Origin of the sequence: Vibrio sp. 10N.286.49.C3 (assembly GCF_041469545.1) — a bacterium.
Lineage (GTDB): Bacteria > Pseudomonadota > Gammaproteobacteria > Enterobacterales > Vibrionaceae > Vibrio > Vibrio tasmaniensis_A.
In genome coordinates this window covers 1-17,424 of the sequence record NZ_JBFRKT010000006.1, presented here as the reverse complement: position 1 = coordinate 17,424, position 17,424 = coordinate 1, and the positions used below count along the sequence as shown (strand labels likewise).

The following is a 17,424-nucleotide window of genomic DNA, read 5'->3' as shown; positions in this document are numbered from 1 at the left end:
GGATAGCAAATTAACTGGTAGCAAACGGCTTTGTGTCGAACGTTGGTTTGCTAATTTATGTCTTTGAAAGCAGCGTCTTCGAAAACCACATCCCCTCTTAACACTGTCATCAACACCTGAGTCTTGGCTATTTGTCTTGCCGATACTGTAGTGATGTCTTTGTTGAGAATCGCGAAGTCCGCTGATTTCCCAACCTCAATAGACCCCGTGACGTCTTCGATACCAAGGCTCTTTGCTGCATTGAGCGTGTAAGCGTCGATAGCTGTGTAGATATCAGTTAGGCCTGTTTTACCCATGATTAAGCTATTTGCGATTCCAACTAGAGGGTTGATGTCGTGTACGTTCCAGTCACTGCTCAAGGTGATATTGGCATCAGTCTTAAGTATCGCGTCTAAGTTCATCATGGCTTTGGCGCGGCGAGCACCAAGGAAAGCTTCGGCCCATTGGTGTTGATGTTTGGCTACGTCATCGGAACCGACTTGGAAGTCCGCCGAGGCATTGAGCTGCTTGAAGCGGGGAACGTCTTCATCATTGATTAACTCTATGTGAGTTAGGGTATAAGGCTTTTGCGAACCTTGTTTACGCACGCTTTCTATCGCATCAAGAGATTCACGAACGGCACCATCACCAATCGCATGAATGTGCGCACTAAAACCGATTTTATCGAGCGCGGTTAGCCACTCTTTCATCTGTGCTGGTGGAATATAGTTTAGGCCATTGGGAGACTGTGGCAGATAGGTATCTAAATAGGGCGCGAGTGTTTTTGCTGTACCGTTAATGAAGATGCCATCGCTGTACATTTTTACCTGATCAACGAGCAACAGACGGCTTTTATCATCGGAATACATCTTCTCGAAGACTTCTAATTGAGAGGGTATCGCCATTGATGGGTAAACCCAAGGGCGTAATGACACGCGAGCCGTCAAATCTTGGTTTTGTTCCGCTTCTAGCCAAACGTCGTACCAACCTCGTTTCCAATACATCCGGCCGTCACCAATGGTGGTAATGCCGTGCGCAGCGGCTTCTTCAAGACCGAACATTAACCCTTGGTAGCTTTGTTCAAAGAGCTCGCTTTGGCTGTTCCACGCCATCTCCATAATTTGGTCGCCAGCGTTATCTAATAAGATGCCATTGAGCTTGCCGCTGTCTTGGTCTTTTAAATAAGCGCCACCTTGTGGGTCAGGAGATTGTTGGCTGATTCTGGCTATTTTTAAGGCTTTCGAGTTGACCCACATCGAGTGAGAAGTTTGCTCCATAAACACCACGGGGCGATCAGGGAAGATGCTGTCGATGATCTCAAGTGGTGTGTATTCAGAGTCGCTGTCGAGTGTCGATTCCAAAGAAAAGCCATAACCCATCAGCCAGCCTCGACCATTGGTTTCGGCATTGATTTTACACGCTTCTAAGTAATGGATTTGCTCTTCTAATGTGGCTTCAGAGTCTAGTTCGCAATTGCCACCCAGCTCTGAGGCGGCTTCAAACACATGGTTATGATTATCAATGAACCCCGGCAAAACAAAGGCATTCTCCAAGTCGATGACATCGGTACTCTGACCTTGAAAAGATTGCGCCTGAGCGTGGTCACCGATGAAGATGATCTTGCCTTTATGGGTAACGATCGAGTCTGACTCGCGATGCCCATATATGTCGGCATTGGTAAAGATCTGGTCTGCGGTTAGGCTTTGAGAAAAAGCCGATGGCACAGAGACTAGGCTAGCGAATAATGCAATCCATGCAGTGCGTGGCAAAGTGAGCTTATTGTTCATTGTTATTTATTCCATGTTCCACTGTTTAGTAAGTATAGAAAGCGAGTGGTAAGAATCATATCGCGGATTTTTAATAATAAAGTGTCCATAGTTGCTCTCCTGATTAAGTTAACTTGCCGTATATTTTGTGGTGACTCCGACTCAATATCGAACATCAATGAAACACCATTGATTCATTCGCAGACTAAACAATTCACATAAGATTCTGAATAAATTACAGTTAGGTGAACTTTAAAAATGGATTTAACGTATTACCAAGGATGTAAGTTTATGTTTTCACAAGGTTTACTCGCATTACTAATAAAAACAAGTCGAGGTTAGGATGAAAAAAATATTATTGCTGCTTAGCGTGATCTTATTGGGTGGTTGTGTCGGCATGCCCGAAACGGTTAAGCCCGTTCAACAGTTCGAGTTGGATAGATACTTAGGGAAATGGTACGAAGTGGCTCGTTTAGACCACTCGTTTGAGCGTGGCTTAGATAACATCAGCGCGGAATACAGCTTGCGTGATGATGGTGGCGTTAAGGTGATTAACCGCGGCTATTCGGCGGAAGATGGCGAATGGAACGAAGCGGAAGGCAAGGCGTACTTTGTTGAAGGCAGCGAACAAGGCTATTTGAAAGTGTCTTTCTTTGGCCCTTTCTACGGCGCTTATGTGGTGTTTGAGTTGGACAAAGAGAATTACCAATACGCGTTTGTTTCGGGCCCAGATACCGACTACTTGTGGTTACTTTCAAGAACACCAGAGGTTGCACCAGGAGTGATGGAGAAGTTCAAAGCGATGTCTAAAGAGCGTGGCTTCAATACTGATGAATTGATTTACGTTGAGCACGGTAAATAAGCTGAGCGCGCTAGGTTAACGACAGTTGATTGAGAAAAAGGAACAGATGATGAGTGCATCTGTTCCTTTTTTATTGGTTTGGTTTTGTATGAACTAGCCTTGTCGACGAACCTGCAACACGCTGAGCACCGATAGTGAAAGGAAGAACGCCGGATCACTCCAGCCGAAGCCAACAAATATTCCTGTAAATGCCGCATACAATGTGATGATGGCGCCGAGCATATTTGTAACCACCAAGCCTTGGATGAGCTTTTTAGCGGACAAGCCAGGTTCAATGTCTCTAAGCAGCCAGCTTATTGCAGCGATACCACCCAAAAATATACTGGTGTGTTGAGAGAGAAAGTACGCGTACTTATCATTGATCTCTACGCCGTACATGGGCCACATTACCGTTGGGATAAAAAACAGTGCGATGGCAAACCCTGCGTAAATAATGCCGTGTAGGCTAAGAAAAGTTTTGTTGTTCATTACGTATCTCTCTATTTATTACTTAGCTATTCAGTATCTTTGTTGTCATTCAGCGAATGAACAAGTTTGATTAACCGTTGATTGGGCCTTTATTAATGGTAGTTAATGGCTGATTGACGTCAAAAATCACACCACGCACTTCTTCAACCCCCATCTCTTTTAAGCGAGCGCTATGCATCGCTAGGTACGTCTCTGCACTGAGTTGGTCTTCAAAAAGGTAGACACCACCGCCCAGTTTTTCTGCTTCGTTCTCTGTCCAAATTTTCCAGATCATGCCCGGTTCGTTGTTAATAGACTTTGCTAGGTCAACGAGTGCGTTTGACATCTCTTCACCAAATGGGCCGCTAAATTCAAAATCGACTTGTAATAATTTCATGGTTATTTCTCCAAACAGTTACTTGGTATTGCGCTGAGACTCATGGTCATTTCGCAAAACATAGGAGGCTTGATTGCCTGTTGAAATAGATATTACCTGTAAAAAACAGACAGAAAAGTTCATAATATAGTTATTAACTGTCAGGATTTTAGACCGATGAGATTGAAAACCACCCTCGACCAATGGCAAACGCTTTACGAAATTGACCGTGCAGGCAGCATTCAGGCGGCGGCAGTGCAATTGAACAAGAGCCATACCACGCTGATTTATGCGCTGAGAAAATTGGAGGACCAATTAGGCGTGACTTTAGTGCAGGTTGAAGGGCGTCGGGCGGTATTGTCGGAGGATGGGAAATCACTGTTGCGGCGTGCAAGCAGTATGTTGGAACAAGCTCGCGAGCTAGAGTTGATCAGTGAACAGCTAGCGAAAGGTGTTGAGTCTGAAATTGTGGTTGCTGTTGATCACTTGTGCTGCCTTGAACGCCTTTATCAACCGATGGCTGCATTTTTGACGGAGAACAACACCACATCGATACAAGTGATTGAAACGTCTCTGTCTAAAACAACCGAACTGGTGACTCAAGAACTGGCTGATGTGGCTATCATCAACTTGCCTATTACTAATTACTCAGCCGAAGCCTTTGGTTTTACGATGATGGAGCCAGTAGTTGCTAGCTCACATCCGTTAGCAAGTGCCGTTTCAGTGTCGTTGAATCAACTGTCGTCTTTGCCGCAAATTGTGGTGCGAGATTTAGGTGCTCAAACTAGTCAAGGCAGCAAAAAGCAAGGGAACAAACAGGATGTGGGCTGGTTGAAGTCGAGTCAGCGTATTACGGTGGACAATTTCGACCATGCGTTTGGCGCGGTAGAGCAGGGAGTCGGGTATTGTCGACTACCAAAGCACATTGTTGAAAGCCGAGGAAGTGACAAGCTCACCGTGTTGAATGTCGAAAATGGCAGTGGGTATCACGTTCCGCTGCACCTGACTTTACCAAAAGGAGCCAAGACAGGCCCAGCTGCTAAACGTTTCTATGAGTTACTTCTTGAGTCAGCTTCTAATGTGAGCTAACGGCGACATGAACCTTGAACGATTAACTAGGGGCCTTGAACGATTAACGAGGCTGATTGCCGTTTAAGAACAGCGCGACACATTCGCGAGTGTAGTGAAGTCTTTCTTCTTCAGATTCTCCGCTATCGTGTCCGAAGAATCCCCAATATGCCGATTTGCCGTGAAACATCAGCAACAGTTGGCGTGCTGCAATAACTGGCGAGCTTGATGTCGACAGTGTGAGATCACCAGAATCTATTTTCGACTGCAAATAATCAGCAAGTAATTTGGTGGTTTTCTGAGGCCCAGTTTCTAAATAGATAGAGGCGATCTCTGGATGCGTATTCGCTTGGCTAATGGCATTTTGAAAGGTTTGTCTAGATTGTTCATCAAGTAATAAATCCTGAAACTTCACACCAAACTTCACCAACTCATCACCCACCGCAGCATCCATATCAAAGGCTGCAGGACTGAGTTCTCGCTCCGCACACTTGGTTTGCATGCAGGTTTCGAAAAGTTCGTCTTTGTTTTTAAAGTGAGAGTAGACCGTTTGCTTAGAAACGTTCGCTGCTTTGGCTATCTGATCCATATTGATCTTGAAGCCATGTTCAGAGAAAAGTTGGCTGGCTGCGGTTAAGATCTGCGATCTCTTCTGTTCACTCTTGATGATTTTAGTCACGTGCTTGCTTCTCGTTACCTAGTTTGTCTCGTTGCTTAGCGCCTGTTGGTGCTCAGTTCTATGTGTCTCGTTTTACGCTAAGCATTATGCTTTTTGTGATGCTTTTATCAATCATTAACGATGAAACTTATTTTTAACACAATCAAACTAGACAGTCTAGTTTGATTTGGTTAGTCTAAAAAAAGAACATAATTGAGTACCGCATAGGAACAGTACGTATGTATAAATTGATGAAGGGAAGCGCAGTGGCAGTGGCGTTGTCGGCTTTTCTTGTTGGATGTGGCGAAAAGGAACAAGCCCAAGAGTGGGTTGATTCAACCGCTGAAACGGCATCGAGCGTCCAAACCATTTTAACCGTGGAAACGATGGCCTTGGCGCTCTCTTCCTCTTATGCAGTGCAGCGTGAATATGTGGGTGTGGTTAAGGCGGGTCAGCAGGCTAATTTAGGTTTCGAACTGGCGGGAAAAGTAAACGAGATTCTGGTGGATGTCGGTGACACAGTCACAACGGGTCAGCCGTTGATCAGACTGGATAACCAACTTTTGGAAACCGAGTCTAGCCAACTGAAAGCGCAGGCTGAAGAAGTCAAAGCCCAATTGAGTTTGGTAGCAGCGAACCTTAAACGTCAACGTTCATTGAAAGCGAAAGGCTTCAGTGCCGAAGCTGAGATTGATTCGTTGACCAGTGAGCAACGCGTATTGCAGGCGAACTTGCTGCGTATTGATGCCTCGGTAAAAGGCAATCAATTGAAGCTGGTGAAATCGACAGTTCGTGCGCCATATTCAGGGACCATCGCAACACGCTTTGTCTCGCTTGGAGATGTAGTGAATGTAGGGAATCCAACTCTTACACTGCTTGCCTCTGAAGGGAAAGAAGCCTTGATCGGTATTCCTGCCCATCAAATGAAAAAGGTTACTTCACTTTCCGCCCCAAGTATTCGCGTCGGGCGAGATGAATTCGCTGTGAGCCTGTTGAATCCGGGCGCAATGGTCGACACACAGTCTCGCAGTGTCGGTTTGCGTTACTTGTTTCCTGAACAATCGTCGGTGTTAGAAGGGCAACTTGCCTATTTGAAATTTGATGAGCAGATTGATGACCAAGGCTACTGGGTGCCATTAACGGGTTTGATTGATGGATTGCGCGGTGTGTGGAACATCTTTGTGATTGGTGAAGACAACAAAGTTGAGCGCCGAAGTGTTCAGGTGTTGTTTGCCAACAATCAACAAGCGTACGTGAGTGGGGCGATTGAAGACGGTGAACAAGTGATTGCCAGTGGCTTACATCGTTTAGTTCCTGGACAAACCGTGAAGCCAGCAAGCGTGACTGCTGAATAGGAAATAGCATGAAAATCATAGAGACTATTTCCAACACTCGACTGCTTATCTTAATGACAGCACTGCTGATGGTGAGTGGTATTTCTGCGTTCATGACGTTGCCACGTGCAGAAGACCCAGTAATCATCAACCGTTACGCGAACATCACAACCAGTTTCCCCGGAGCCAGTGCCGAGCGTGTTGAAACCTTGGTAACAGAAGTTATCGAGAACAAGCTGCGTGAGCTGAGTGAAGTTAAACTCGTGAGCTCAACCTCAAGGCCGGGCGTGTCTATTGTCACCTTAGAATTGAATGACACCATCACCGAGCCTGAGCCAGTTTGGTCTCAAGCTCGCGACAAGCTATCTGACATCGAATCCATTTTGCCTGCGGGCTCTCATTCTCCCGATCTCGACAGTGATCATACCTATGCTTTCACAACTATCGCATCTCTAACCTGGTCTGGTGCAGGTGAACCTGACCGATTAACACTCGGGCGCTATGCCAAAGAACTTGCTAAGCGACTAAGAACTTTGTCGGGTACTGAATTCGTTGATGAATACGGGATGCCACAAGAAGAGATTCAAATCAGTTTACGTACGGCCGATGCCGCTGCCTTAGGGCGTTCAAGTGCCAATATTGCTGAGTCGCTCGAAGGGGCAGACGCCAAGAACTCCGCCGGCGAGTTAGTGAGTGCTTATTCTCGCTTTGGCTTAGAAATTAAATCTGAACTCGATTCTATTGAACGTATTAAGCAAGTGCCAATAGCCACTGATAGCAAAGGTCACATCATCCGTATGGAAGACATTGCTTCTGTGAGGCGTGGTGAGAAAACCCCGCAAGACCAGATTGCCATTATTGATGGTGAGCCGGGTGTGATTGTAGCGGCAAGAATGCATCCTGATCTGCGAGTTGATAATTGGACGTCGCGAGCTAATGCTCTGATTGGTAAATTTGAGCAAGAGTTACCAAGTAACGTTAAGGTGACAGTGCTGTTTAATCAGCAAGGTTATACCGAGACTCGCTTAGACGATTTAGGCAAAAGCTTGATGATCGGTTTCGGTCTGATTTTGATTGTGCTGTTTGTCACTTTAGGCGTACGTGCCGCGATCTTAGTCGCCATTTCTCTGCCGTTAACCTCATTATTGACCCTGTCGATCATGAAAATGACTGGTGTACCGATTAACCAAATGTCGGTGACAGGCCTAATTGTGGCGCTCGGTATCATGGTTGATAATGCGGTGGTGATGGTCGATACCATTCAAGCTTATCGCTTGAAAGGACAACAGCGCGCTGAAGCGACCATGAATGCATTGAAGCATTTATGGGTGCCGTTATTAGGCTCAACCTTAACTACCGTGTTGGCGTTTGCTCCGATTATCTTGATGCCGGGTGCATCGGGTGAGTTTGTGGGGGGAATTGCGATTACCGTTTCTTTCTCATTGATCGGCTCTTACATTATCTCGCACACCTTAATCGCAGGATTGGCGACCAAGCTACTGCCCAAGCAACTCAGTGATGTCGACAAGAAAGGACAGCACCATTGGTACATGACGGGTTTGAGAATCCCGGCTTTGACGCGCTGGTTCTCATCTTCTGTCCGCTTTGGTGTCACGCATCCAATCATCACGATTGCTTTGGTGTTGTTGGTTCCGTTTACCGGTTACTGGAGTATGTCTCAGCTGACTGAGCAATTCTTCCCGCCATCAGACCGAGACATGTTTGAGATTCAGGTTTATATGCCGCCGCAAGCGAGCATTTATGCCACTAAAAACACCTCTGAAAAAATCGACGATATCATTCATCGTTACCCTGAAGTGGAGCGTATCGATTGGCTCGTGGGTGCAAACTTCCCATCCTTCTATTACAACCTGCAAGCAAGGCAAAATAATGCGCCATACTTCTCGCAAGCCATGGTGAAAACAGAGAACTTTGACCAAGCCAATGCGCTAATTCCACAGTTGCAAAAGGTGTTGGATGAAGAGGTGCCGGAAGCACAAATCTTGGTACGTAAGCTTAATCAAGGGCCTCCATTTACCGCGCCCGTTGAACTGCGGGTGTATGGTGAAAACCTCGATACGTTAAAAGCGATTGGTGAGGATGTGCGATTGATTTTGGCGGGTGTTCCTCATGTGACGCACACAAGGGAAACGCTGCAACCAGGTACGCCGAAGGTGTGGTTGAAGGTTGATGAAGACACCGCAAAGCTGAATGGTATTTCATTGAACCAGTTCGCAGGTATGCTGCAAACTACGCTGACAGGTCGTGAAAGTGGTTCTGTGATTGAAGGCAGTGAGTCGGTACCAATCCGTGTTCGTGTGGCAGATGAGGCGCGTGAAAACTTGGCTCACTTAAGCAATATTCGTTTGCCAATCAGTTCAGATGTCTACTCGACAGGTATTAACGTATCGACACTGGCCGAACTTGAATTGACGACCAGTCGCGGCGCGATAACCCGCCGAAATGGGCAACGTGTGAATACCATTGAGGGCTACATTGAAGCGGGTGTCTTGCCTCAAACGGTGCTCAATGAATTCCAAAAACGCCTAGAAAGCTATCAGATGCCATCGGGTTACACGATTGGTTTTGGTGGTGAATCCGCTGAACGAGATAATTCAGTCAACAGCCTTATCTCGAATGTCGCCGTTGTGGTGGTATTGATGGTGTTGGTGGTGGTGATGTCGTTCAACTCGTTCCGAATGAGTAGCATTATCTTCATGGTAGCAGGATTGGCTGGTGGGCTAGGGCTGTTATCGGTGTGGATCTTCGGTTATCCGTTCGGCTTTACGGTGATCATCGCCATGCTTGGGATTGCAGGCTTAGCGATTAACGCGGCCATTGTGATTCTGACGGAATTGAAACTCGATAAGCAAGCCTCATCAGGCAATGTGGACGCGGTCGTTGAGGCAGTGATGTCGTGTACTCGCCATATCAGCTCGACAACGATTACAACCGTTGGTGGCTTTATGCCATTGATTATTGCTGGTGGCGGTTTTTGGCCTCCGTTCGCGGTCGCGATTGTTGGCGGAACGGTATTAACCACGCTTATTTCTTTCTACTTTGTGCCTGTGGTTTATCACTTAATGACTAAAAATCAGCGTAAAAACATAGTGACTCAAGCTGCGTAACTGTTTTTCAATTTAACTGCTCTTCAATTACCCATAATCGAGCCGTATCTGGTTCGATTATGGCGTTGTTCTCTCACTAAATTCATTCCAACTACCCTTCAAAAATATCACTAAGCCAATCTTCAAGTTGCTCTCGTTTATCTTGTGGGCCATTGATGATCACCAAACCGTTTAGTGTCGCGTGATCCCAAGATATGGTGCCAGTAGCTAGCGCATCGAACACATCGAGTTCCGTAATCAGTAATAGATCTTCCTCTGTAGGCAAAGTATCTCGACCTGACACATCGACACCTTTCTCAAGTTTAACTTGGCTGTAATGACCTTTAATTGCTTCGAATAAGTTGAACTCAATTTTGCTTGGGTGGGGTTTCGCAAGCGCAGCCTTGATGGCAAAGAGTCGAAAATGATCCGGTTTATTGAGGTTGTTGAATTCATCGTCTTGTCTGGCTGTGATGACGTTGCCAAAGACTTCTAGTGAACCGGGCTCTGTCACTAAACTAAATCCTGTATCTTGGTGAAGACCACAAGCGAAAGTTAGGGAAGATGTGAGTGAAAGAATGAGAGCAAATCGTTTTAGCATGTGTGAACCTTAAACGAACTAGGGCAGTTTTCTTACTTCAACAATAGATCGAGATTGTTGAGTGAAGGTTGCGAACTGTACCAATAAATAAACGATAAAGGGACCATAATAGGTCCCTAAGTTATCGGCTCGCCATCCTTAGCATGCCTTTGCTTGGTGTATATCTAATTAACGAACGATTAGCATGATCTCTTCTGGAGTCATTGGCTTATCGAAGTAGCTCATGAATTGACCGAAGCCTTTGATGTCGCCGTTCGAGAACTTGAATGTACCAGACTGTAGGTTGCTACCAATCACTTGTTGAGCGTTTGGACCCGCAATCAAGATTTGGTTCAGTACTGCACGAGTGGTGTCGATTTGAACGTCTGCGCCTTTTACTGCTTCTTCGTGTAACTGAGCAATACCGTTACGGATTTCGATAGTGAATGCTTCGTTCGTATCAGAGAAGTTGTACGTTAGCATCATGTTCACGTCTAACGAGTTTTCTGCGATAAGCGTTGAAGTCATCATGTCGAAGATCTGCTTACTTGGTAGCGCAGTAAGCACGTCAACAGAAGCGAAGCTGATCATGTTAGAGAAGTCACGTTTGTTCTCTAGTTCAGCCGCCGCGTTAAGCGCCCAGTTACGCCAGTTGATGTTCACTTGGTCTGCAGCCCATGCTTTGTAAGCTTGTGCTTTCATCTCGCGAGCTTCCATATCTTGCTTGTTTACCGTGATTGGGTAAGAAAGAATTTCTGCTGCAAATGTGTAGTTTTCAGCCTTAATTGCTGCTTGTGCAGTCGTAAGGATGTTCTCACGGCCGCCCATGATCTCTACGAACGCTTTAGCACGTTGCTCGTAAGCCATTGGCTCTAATTGCCATGGATCTGCTTCGAAGAAACCGTTGTAACCAACGTAGATCTGACGAACAGCATGTGCAACGGTACCGTAGTGCTCTCCTAACCAAGGGTGCTCAGCAAGGTGCTTAGGAAGTTTAACGACTTCAACTAGCTCGTCCGGCGTCATACCTTTGTTCATGTAACGGATAGTTTGGTCATGCGTGTATTGAATCGCATCACGGTAAGCCGTTAGTACGTCAGCTACCGCTTCTTTACCTTCAACTGGACGACCGTGAGAGTTAATCATGATCTCAGTGTCGAACTTACGCATTACGTCGATGCCCTTGAACCACATTGATGGGTCACGGAATTTAGTACCACGAATAGTGTGAAGATTAGGGAAGTTCTCTCCTTGAAGTACTTCCGCAGCGTGCAGGATTTTCTGATCTGGGAAGTAAACCACTAACTCATCTTTCGTTTCAGATGGCACGTTCTCAATGTGCATTTTCACGCCAGCGATTTCGATTTCGATGTGGCTTTGACTTGGTACAAGCAGGTTTGGTTCGATGAACGAAATTGCACCTTGCATGAAGCGTGGGCCAAGGCCGTCATTTACTGTACCGTGCTCACCTTCTTCTACGTGCTTAGCACCTGTGTAAGAAGTGCGGTGACCAAATAGAGTACCTAGGTTTGAAGCCAGTTAGCCACTGCAGCTGTTAGGCCTTCTTCAGCGATGATTTTTACTTCACCTGATGCTACTTCTTCGTCAGTAACCCATGCACGCACGCCAGAGATGTGGTCGATGTGGTTGTGAGAGTAGATGATTGCTTTAACCGGTTTGTCTGTGATTTGACGGAACTGCTCTTTAACCGATTGAGCCATTTCTACCGACTCGCCTGGATCAACAATGATGATGCCGTCCGTACCTTCGATCATTACTGGTGTATCTAGGCCGAAACCGTAACCAAGGTAAACGTTGTCATCCACTTTAATGATTGCTTGGTCCATTTTACGACCATGCTTGGTGAGGATTGGATGAACGTGATCAGATTCTTCAGTGTAAGCCAGTGAGTCGCCCGTTTTCGAAACAACTTGGATGCGCTCGCCTTTGCCCCAGAACATGTTTGACTTGTGTTCGAATAGAACCTCGCTCTTGTAGCGAGCATCAAGGTCAATGTTTTGGTATTGCGCAGCATTTGCTGTCTGAAGTTCTTGGCCTACTTTCGATGTCGCTTCTACAGTTGGCGTTGCAGATGCAAAACCAGAAGCAAATAGAGCGCTCGCGATAGCAACAGGAAGCGCCATTTTTTTGAATGTATTAGTCATGGTCGTGACCTTATGTTTGGATACAGGAATTGGATTTCTTGAGTCAAATAATAGAGGTGGGAGAGATCGCTATCTACGCGCTAATAGGATATCGATATATCGTTTTTTCAATGATTTATTTATTTAATGATTGTATTGGCGATTTATCTTGATCTAAATCAATTAGTAAGTGGGGCTTGTGATAGACACAAGAATGCCCTGAAATTCAGGGCATCTAATTTGGAACTAATGGCTGTTATATAAGTGTTTACCGAGAATCTGAGTACTTACCAAGCACCTAAGTAAGACTTGTAAGATTGTAGGCGAACCGTTGCTGCGCCGATTACATCGATGAAGCCCCAGAACGGATGCGGCTTCTCAGCCGAGATCCAAGCCGCGCCAGTTGAACCAATAGGGATGTTGTAACCTTCTGGTTCGATGATCTCAAGAACGATAGTACGACCTAAAGCATTACCGTTTCTTACTACGTGTTGACCGACACTTTGTGGCCCCTGAAGTGGAGAAATACTCGACTCACCGGTACCTGCGTTAAAGCTGTGTACTTTTGCTCGGAACACGTGGCCTGGGTATGCATCAACGAAGAACTCAGCGAAGTCTCCTACTTGAACATAGCCGTAAGTTTGGTCTGAAATGCGCATCTCAAGGAACTTTTTGTTGGTGTTGTAGAGGTGCATGTTACCCATTACAGAACCTTCAGCAATATTCACTATCGAAACCTGACCATCAAATTCAGCCCTAATGGTTTTCTTCTCTTGCGCCCAGTTCACTTTTTGTAGATCAGCTTTTAACGACACAAGTTCAGCGTGCAGCACTCGAAGATCAGAGTCGTATTTTTCTACGTCACGCATATTGAAGATTTCTGGTGACGTTTCAGCACGCTCTAAGTCGCGAGTCATTTGCTTGATTTCTTCTTCTTTCTGAACAATTGAAGATTCGATCTTTGCTTTGTCTGCGGCTGAGTCAATGTCGACGAGTGTGTAAATTACGTCGCCTTCTTTAACCATTTGGTTGTGCTCAACAAGCACTTGGTCGATCTGCTGGCCAAAGATTGGTGACATCACCGCGTGTGGTGCTTTCACTGTGGTTGAGTTGGTTAAATCAACGGGTGCCCACAAGCGAGAGATAACCGCCAATACCGCAAGAATCGTTACGCCGCCAATGGCAGCCCAAGTGTAGTTTTTGAAGTTCTTCTTCAGTGCGCCTGTCGCAAACAGTGACCATACAATTAGGATGTATGGAATCATCATCTCTTTCATTATGCGACCTCTTTTTCTGTAGAGGATGGTTTTTTTGGAGTCTTTTCTTCTGAAGCCTGTTCTTTTGAAGGCTGAGCTTCTGAAGACGGTTCTACTGGAGACTGTTGTGTTTGAGACGGCTCTGTTGCCGATTTTTCAGGTGATACGTGGACTGCGGCTGCCTCTGAATTGGTCGCGTCTTGTTTAGGCTGCACACCACGGCGAATGACATCACTCAGTGATTGACCAATATGTTTCCAGTTCGCTAGCGCGATAACCAAGGCGATAACCCAGAATGTTTTGCTGATGAAGAGCCCGCAAAGTGACAGTGCAAACACGATCTGTACGTGAGCGCTTTTGTGTTCTTTTGCTTTATGCACACCCAGTTCATGCAACTGCCACATGCCGTAAACACCGGCTAATACCACAGCAATGGTCACCGAGAACAAGTAACCAGAGAAGTACTCCATCTGGAAGAAGTTCATCATCATTTCATTAGGATGATTGTTGAATTGAGACATGTCGATGTCTTTAGAATGGATAGTGCCTAACGGTGCAAGAGCCCATGCACCAGCAAACATTACCGCCATAAACAGGCAGAATTTAATCAAGACCATCACAACGGCCCAGATTTTCTGGAAAATGATTTTTATAAAGTTCATATCTCAACCTACATCAATAAGAAGAGAGAATTTGCAGCCTAGAAGTCACCTTTAATGACATCTTAAAAAGTAGATGTCTATTATGTGGGTAGATTAGTGCCCATAATAAACAAAAGTAATAGATGATATTTAAAATGATATTGCACAGTCCAGACAACCGATTCTCGGTATCAAGAAGCGAATATGCTTCTCTACAAATCAATCTTTATTATTTGTCAGCAGACGTAAATGAAATGGCTATGAAGCGTTCGAATTAATATTCGCGCGGCTTTCTAGCGACTGTTTTTATTACGTGTATTACCTCGACAATCGAGGGGCTCTTCCATGACAATTGACATACCAAAGTAAAACATTTGTCAGTTTTCTATTTGGGCTGGTGATTGATTTGTTAGCAGGATAATAGGAAGAGTTTTGACCAGTATCTACCCAGAATTACGATTTGATAATATCGTAATTACGATTAGTAGTTATAACTCTAAATCGGTAAAGTGATTTATTTGAAAAGGCTCATATACAGATAGAAAACATTGTTCATTAACTTGGTTTGGATCATAGAAGTCGATGAAAAGTACTAAAAAGACTGGCCTAAAATATTGAATAAATTAGACCAGCTCTAGGGAGGATTTTAATCGATTATTTGAACGGGTTTAATGTAACAGGAGCAATAAAGAATTTTAGGTTCCAATCTGGTGCATATGGCACATACTCAGCTGGATTGGTCGTATTAACATTTGCGTCTGGTTTCATTACGTAATATTGAAGTTCTACACCCCAACGAACAGGCATCGGTCCAATCTTAAACATATCGATATAGCCTAACCCGACAGGTACAGTAAATTGGTCGGAACCATCTTTTGTCCAATCAATTTGAATATTAGGCGTCATACCAATTAACGCGGTGTTGCTGACACGATAGTTTAAGAAGTACTGGATGTCCGCTTGATTGGTTGATTCAGTAACGCTGTCGCTACCGCCTACATCCCACCATTGCTGAGCTAAGAAACCAACGTTCCAGCTTTCAATACTTGCTGGGTTACCGGTTTCTTTACCAAGGCGAGCGACCATTGCCGCAGGGCCTACTTGCCATTTATCTTGGGTTAAACCATCAGTACCAGTTGGCATGATCACCGTTGGACCAACACCCCAAATCCAGCCGTCATCACGGTTAGGCGCTGCCATTGATAGAAAGACAGTGTCTCCCATACCGTTTGTACGTCCTTCAAAGAAATCACCGTTTTCACGATCGCCTGGTGAACTGTAGTGGTTGGCAACCAAACGGTTCACCAAGTTCCATTCACCATCCATTATAGGAACCGGCATTACTGGTTGAAAGCTGAAGCGGTTTTGCATCTCATGGTGACCATCTTCTTTTTCTAGAAAAGTGTAATCATTTTGAGTAATTAGCATCCATACATCTGATACTGGGTTTGCTGATTTTTTTGCCGCTTCTTGAACTGAGAGTTGTTCCTTTTCAGCCAGCGCAGAACCAGAGTAAGCGATAGCCGCACCGCTTAAGAGTAGGGAAATTATTTTAGTGTTTTTCATATTGATACCGAGGGTCATTATTTTGGTGCCATTGTAGTATTCACAAAAGGAATGTATATGTACCGAACGGAAACTCAGTGTCATGTAATTTGAGACAATGTTGTGGTTTCAAAGCGCGTTGCATGAAGTACGCCCCATTATTAAAGGGCTTACGGAGAAGGGAGGGCTTTATTGTCTCAATATATGAAGATTTATTGAGGGTTGATGAGTGTGAGTAAAGTCTGGTTAATATGCTATTTATTAGCAAAATAATCGATGCGTTATACCTTTAATAAATGTTTTTATTGACGATATTTAATCGTTTTTACGATAGCATGGTGTTTATGGTCGCCTAACGAGTAATGATATATGAGCAACGAAATCCCCAATTTCAACCTACTTGCTGTGTTTTCTGCGGTGATGGAGCAGGGCAGTTTAAGTAAGGCTGCGGATCAACTCAGTACCAACCAATCGACCATCAGTACCGCGTTAGCCCGCCTAAAAAAAGAGATTGGCCAAGAGCTTTTTGTTCGTAAAGGAAGAGGTGTTACGCCTACTTCTTATGCTCAAAGTTTGTATGAACAAATCAAAACGCCGATTCATGAATTGAATGATGTATTTCAGTCGATGGCTAATTTTGATGAGCAATCCTCTGAACGTAAGTTTGTGATTTCTTCACCTGAGCACTTACAGTGGATTTTACTCAATAGTTTTGCTGCGCTTCCTAATCAAAATCTATCGCTAGAAGTCTTTGACCAACCAGACAGTGATGAGCGTATTTACGAAGACCTTTTGACTCAAGAGTTCGATGCAATGATCGATATTGTGGTACCTGAACACCCAAGCATCGTTAGTGAAACTCTATATGAAGGCGAGTTTGTGATCGTGTGTAGAGAGGATCACCCGAGAATCCAAGGTGAAATCAGCGAAGCGCAATTCATGAATGAAAAGCATGCCGTATTAGATAGAACACGGCGTAAAGTTCGCAGTTTAAATCACTACACATCATTGGATTTATCTAAGCGTAAAATCGTGTTTCACGGCCGATCACTGTTCAGTAATATCTTGCTATGTAGCCAATCGGATTACATCACCGTAGTGCCTTTATCTATGGCTGTGCAGTTTCAAGAAAGGCTAGGTTTACAGTTGTTTAAGCCACCTTTTGAATATCAGCCTATATCTCACTATTTGATTTGGTTAAAGAAGCAGAATAATGACCCTGCTCATAAATGGTTCCGAGAACAAGTCATCAGTACATCAGATGCGATGTCGAAGACGCTTAAAGATAGGCGTTTGCGGTTTTAATTGAGAGTCTAACTCGAAGGGAAGCATTGGCTTCCCTTTTTTGTGTCATTGAGTTCGTGCTAGTCATAAATTTCATAACAAAAAATTATCACATTGAGAATTTTTGATAATTTCCTTGATTCCTCGATGAATCGTATTATTTCACTCAGAGATTAGTGGATAACCTCCACTCAAAATCATAACGGCGCCATGCTTGTGGTGCCAATAAGGGTGAAATATGAAATTCCTACACACAATGATCCGAGTTGCTGATTTAGACAAGTCTATCGAGTTCTACACCAAGGTATTGGGAATGAAGGAACTTGAACGCCATGAAAACAAAGACTACCGCTACACATTAATGCCGTTCACTTAAG

At 44.7% G+C, this 17,424-nt stretch carries 13 protein-coding genes and 2 pseudogenes; 6 read left to right on the top strand and 9 right to left on the bottom strand.

Features of this window, described 5'->3' with window-relative positions; translation table 11 throughout:
• Positions 1 to 50: 50 nt before the first annotated feature.
• Positions 51 to 1,766 carry an amidohydrolase gene (locus AB4180_RS02410; RefSeq protein ID WP_102249536.1) on the bottom strand — a complete coding sequence of 572 codons (1,716 nt, stop codon included), beginning with the start codon at positions 1,764 to 1,766 and terminating at the stop codon, positions 51 to 53.
• Positions 1,767 to 2,088: 322 nt separating this feature from the next.
• Between AB4180_RS02410 and AB4180_RS02405 the strand changes: the two genes are divergently transcribed.
• The gene (locus AB4180_RS02405; RefSeq protein ID WP_102249537.1) at positions 2,089 to 2,607 is read left to right on the top strand and encodes a lipocalin family protein; all 519 of its coding nucleotides are present in this window, start codon (positions 2,089 to 2,091) and stop codon (positions 2,605 to 2,607) included.
• 93 nt (positions 2,608 to 2,700) lie between these two features.
• Here the strand turns inward: AB4180_RS02405 and AB4180_RS02400 are convergent, their stop codons facing one another.
• Both AB4180_RS02400 and AB4180_RS02395 read right to left on the bottom strand, forming a co-directional pair.
• Positions 2,701 to 3,075: a hypothetical protein gene (locus AB4180_RS02400; RefSeq protein ID WP_009847186.1), complete on the bottom strand. Its 375-nt coding sequence runs from the start codon at positions 3,073 to 3,075 to the stop codon at positions 2,701 to 2,703.
• A 70-nt stretch (positions 3,076 to 3,145) separates the two neighbouring features.
• Positions 3,146 to 3,451: a monooxygenase gene (locus tag AB4180_RS02395; protein WP_017101594.1), complete on the bottom strand. Its 306-nt coding sequence runs from the start codon at positions 3,449 to 3,451 to the stop codon at positions 3,146 to 3,148.
• A 156-nt stretch (positions 3,452 to 3,607) separates the two neighbouring features.
• Here AB4180_RS02395 and AB4180_RS02390 point away from each other — a divergent pair, with 156 nt between their 5' ends.
• Positions 3,608 to 4,519, top strand: coding sequence for a LysR family transcriptional regulator (locus tag AB4180_RS02390; RefSeq protein ID WP_102249538.1), 912 nt, complete (start codon positions 3,608 to 3,610; stop codon positions 4,517 to 4,519).
• A gap of 43 nt (positions 4,520 to 4,562) precedes the next feature.
• On the opposite strand, the gene AB4180_RS02385 is transcribed toward AB4180_RS02390, so the two are convergent.
• Positions 4,563 to 5,177, bottom strand: coding sequence for a TetR/AcrR family transcriptional regulator (locus AB4180_RS02385; protein WP_004736309.1), 615 nt, complete (start codon positions 5,175 to 5,177; stop codon positions 4,563 to 4,565).
• A gap of 218 nt (positions 5,178 to 5,395) precedes the next feature.
• On the opposite strand from AB4180_RS02385, the gene AB4180_RS02380 reads away from it, so the two are divergent.
• Entirely contained in the window at positions 5,396 to 6,511 is a 1,116-nt protein-coding gene (locus AB4180_RS02380) for an efflux RND transporter periplasmic adaptor subunit (RefSeq protein WP_102249539.1), read from the top strand.
• Positions 6,512 to 6,519: 8 nt separating this feature from the next.
• On the top strand, positions 6,520 to 9,618 hold the full coding sequence (locus tag AB4180_RS02375) for an efflux RND transporter permease subunit (RefSeq protein WP_102249540.1): 3,099 nt from the start codon (positions 6,520 to 6,522) through the stop codon (positions 9,616 to 9,618).
• Between the two features lie 91 nt (positions 9,619 to 9,709).
• Here the strand turns inward: AB4180_RS02375 and AB4180_RS02370 are convergent, their stop codons facing one another.
• The 5 genes and pseudogenes from AB4180_RS02370 to AB4180_RS02350 all read right to left on the bottom strand — a co-directional run bounded on the left by AB4180_RS02370 (position 9,710) and on the right by AB4180_RS02350 (position 15,802).
• Positions 9,710 to 10,198 (bottom strand): hypothetical protein, encoded by a 489-nt coding sequence (locus tag AB4180_RS02370; RefSeq protein ID WP_012604429.1) that lies wholly within the window; start codon positions 10,196 to 10,198, stop codon positions 9,710 to 9,712.
• Positions 10,199 to 10,366: 168 nt separating this feature from the next.
• Positions 10,367 to 12,342 (bottom strand): annotated as a pseudogene (locus AB4180_RS02365) (alkyl sulfatase dimerization domain-containing protein).
• 266 nt (positions 12,343 to 12,608) lie between these two features.
• Positions 12,609 to 13,598 (bottom strand): HlyD family secretion protein, encoded by a 990-nt coding sequence (locus AB4180_RS02360; protein WP_102249541.1) that lies wholly within the window; start codon positions 13,596 to 13,598, stop codon positions 12,609 to 12,611.
• Positions 13,598 to 14,239, bottom strand: coding sequence for a magnesium transporter (locus AB4180_RS02355; protein ID WP_102249542.1), 642 nt, complete (start codon positions 14,237 to 14,239; stop codon positions 13,598 to 13,600). The genes AB4180_RS02360 and AB4180_RS02355 overlap by 1 nt, the downstream gene beginning before the upstream one ends.
• 633 nt (positions 14,240 to 14,872) lie before the next feature.
• Positions 14,873 to 15,802 (bottom strand): hypothetical protein, encoded by a 930-nt coding sequence (locus AB4180_RS02350; RefSeq protein WP_065679598.1) that lies wholly within the window; start codon positions 15,800 to 15,802, stop codon positions 14,873 to 14,875.
• A 330-nt stretch (positions 15,803 to 16,132) separates the two neighbouring features.
• Between AB4180_RS02350 and AB4180_RS02345 the strand changes: the two genes are divergently transcribed.
• Positions 16,133 to 17,068: a LysR family transcriptional regulator gene (locus AB4180_RS02345; protein ID WP_012604424.1), complete on the top strand. Its 936-nt coding sequence runs from the start codon at positions 16,133 to 16,135 to the stop codon at positions 17,066 to 17,068.
• Between the two features lie 217 nt (positions 17,069 to 17,285).
• Positions 17,286 to 17,411, top strand: a pseudogene (locus AB4180_RS02340) (VOC family protein); the annotation flags it as partial.
• Between the last annotated feature and the right edge of the window lie 13 nt (positions 17,412 to 17,424).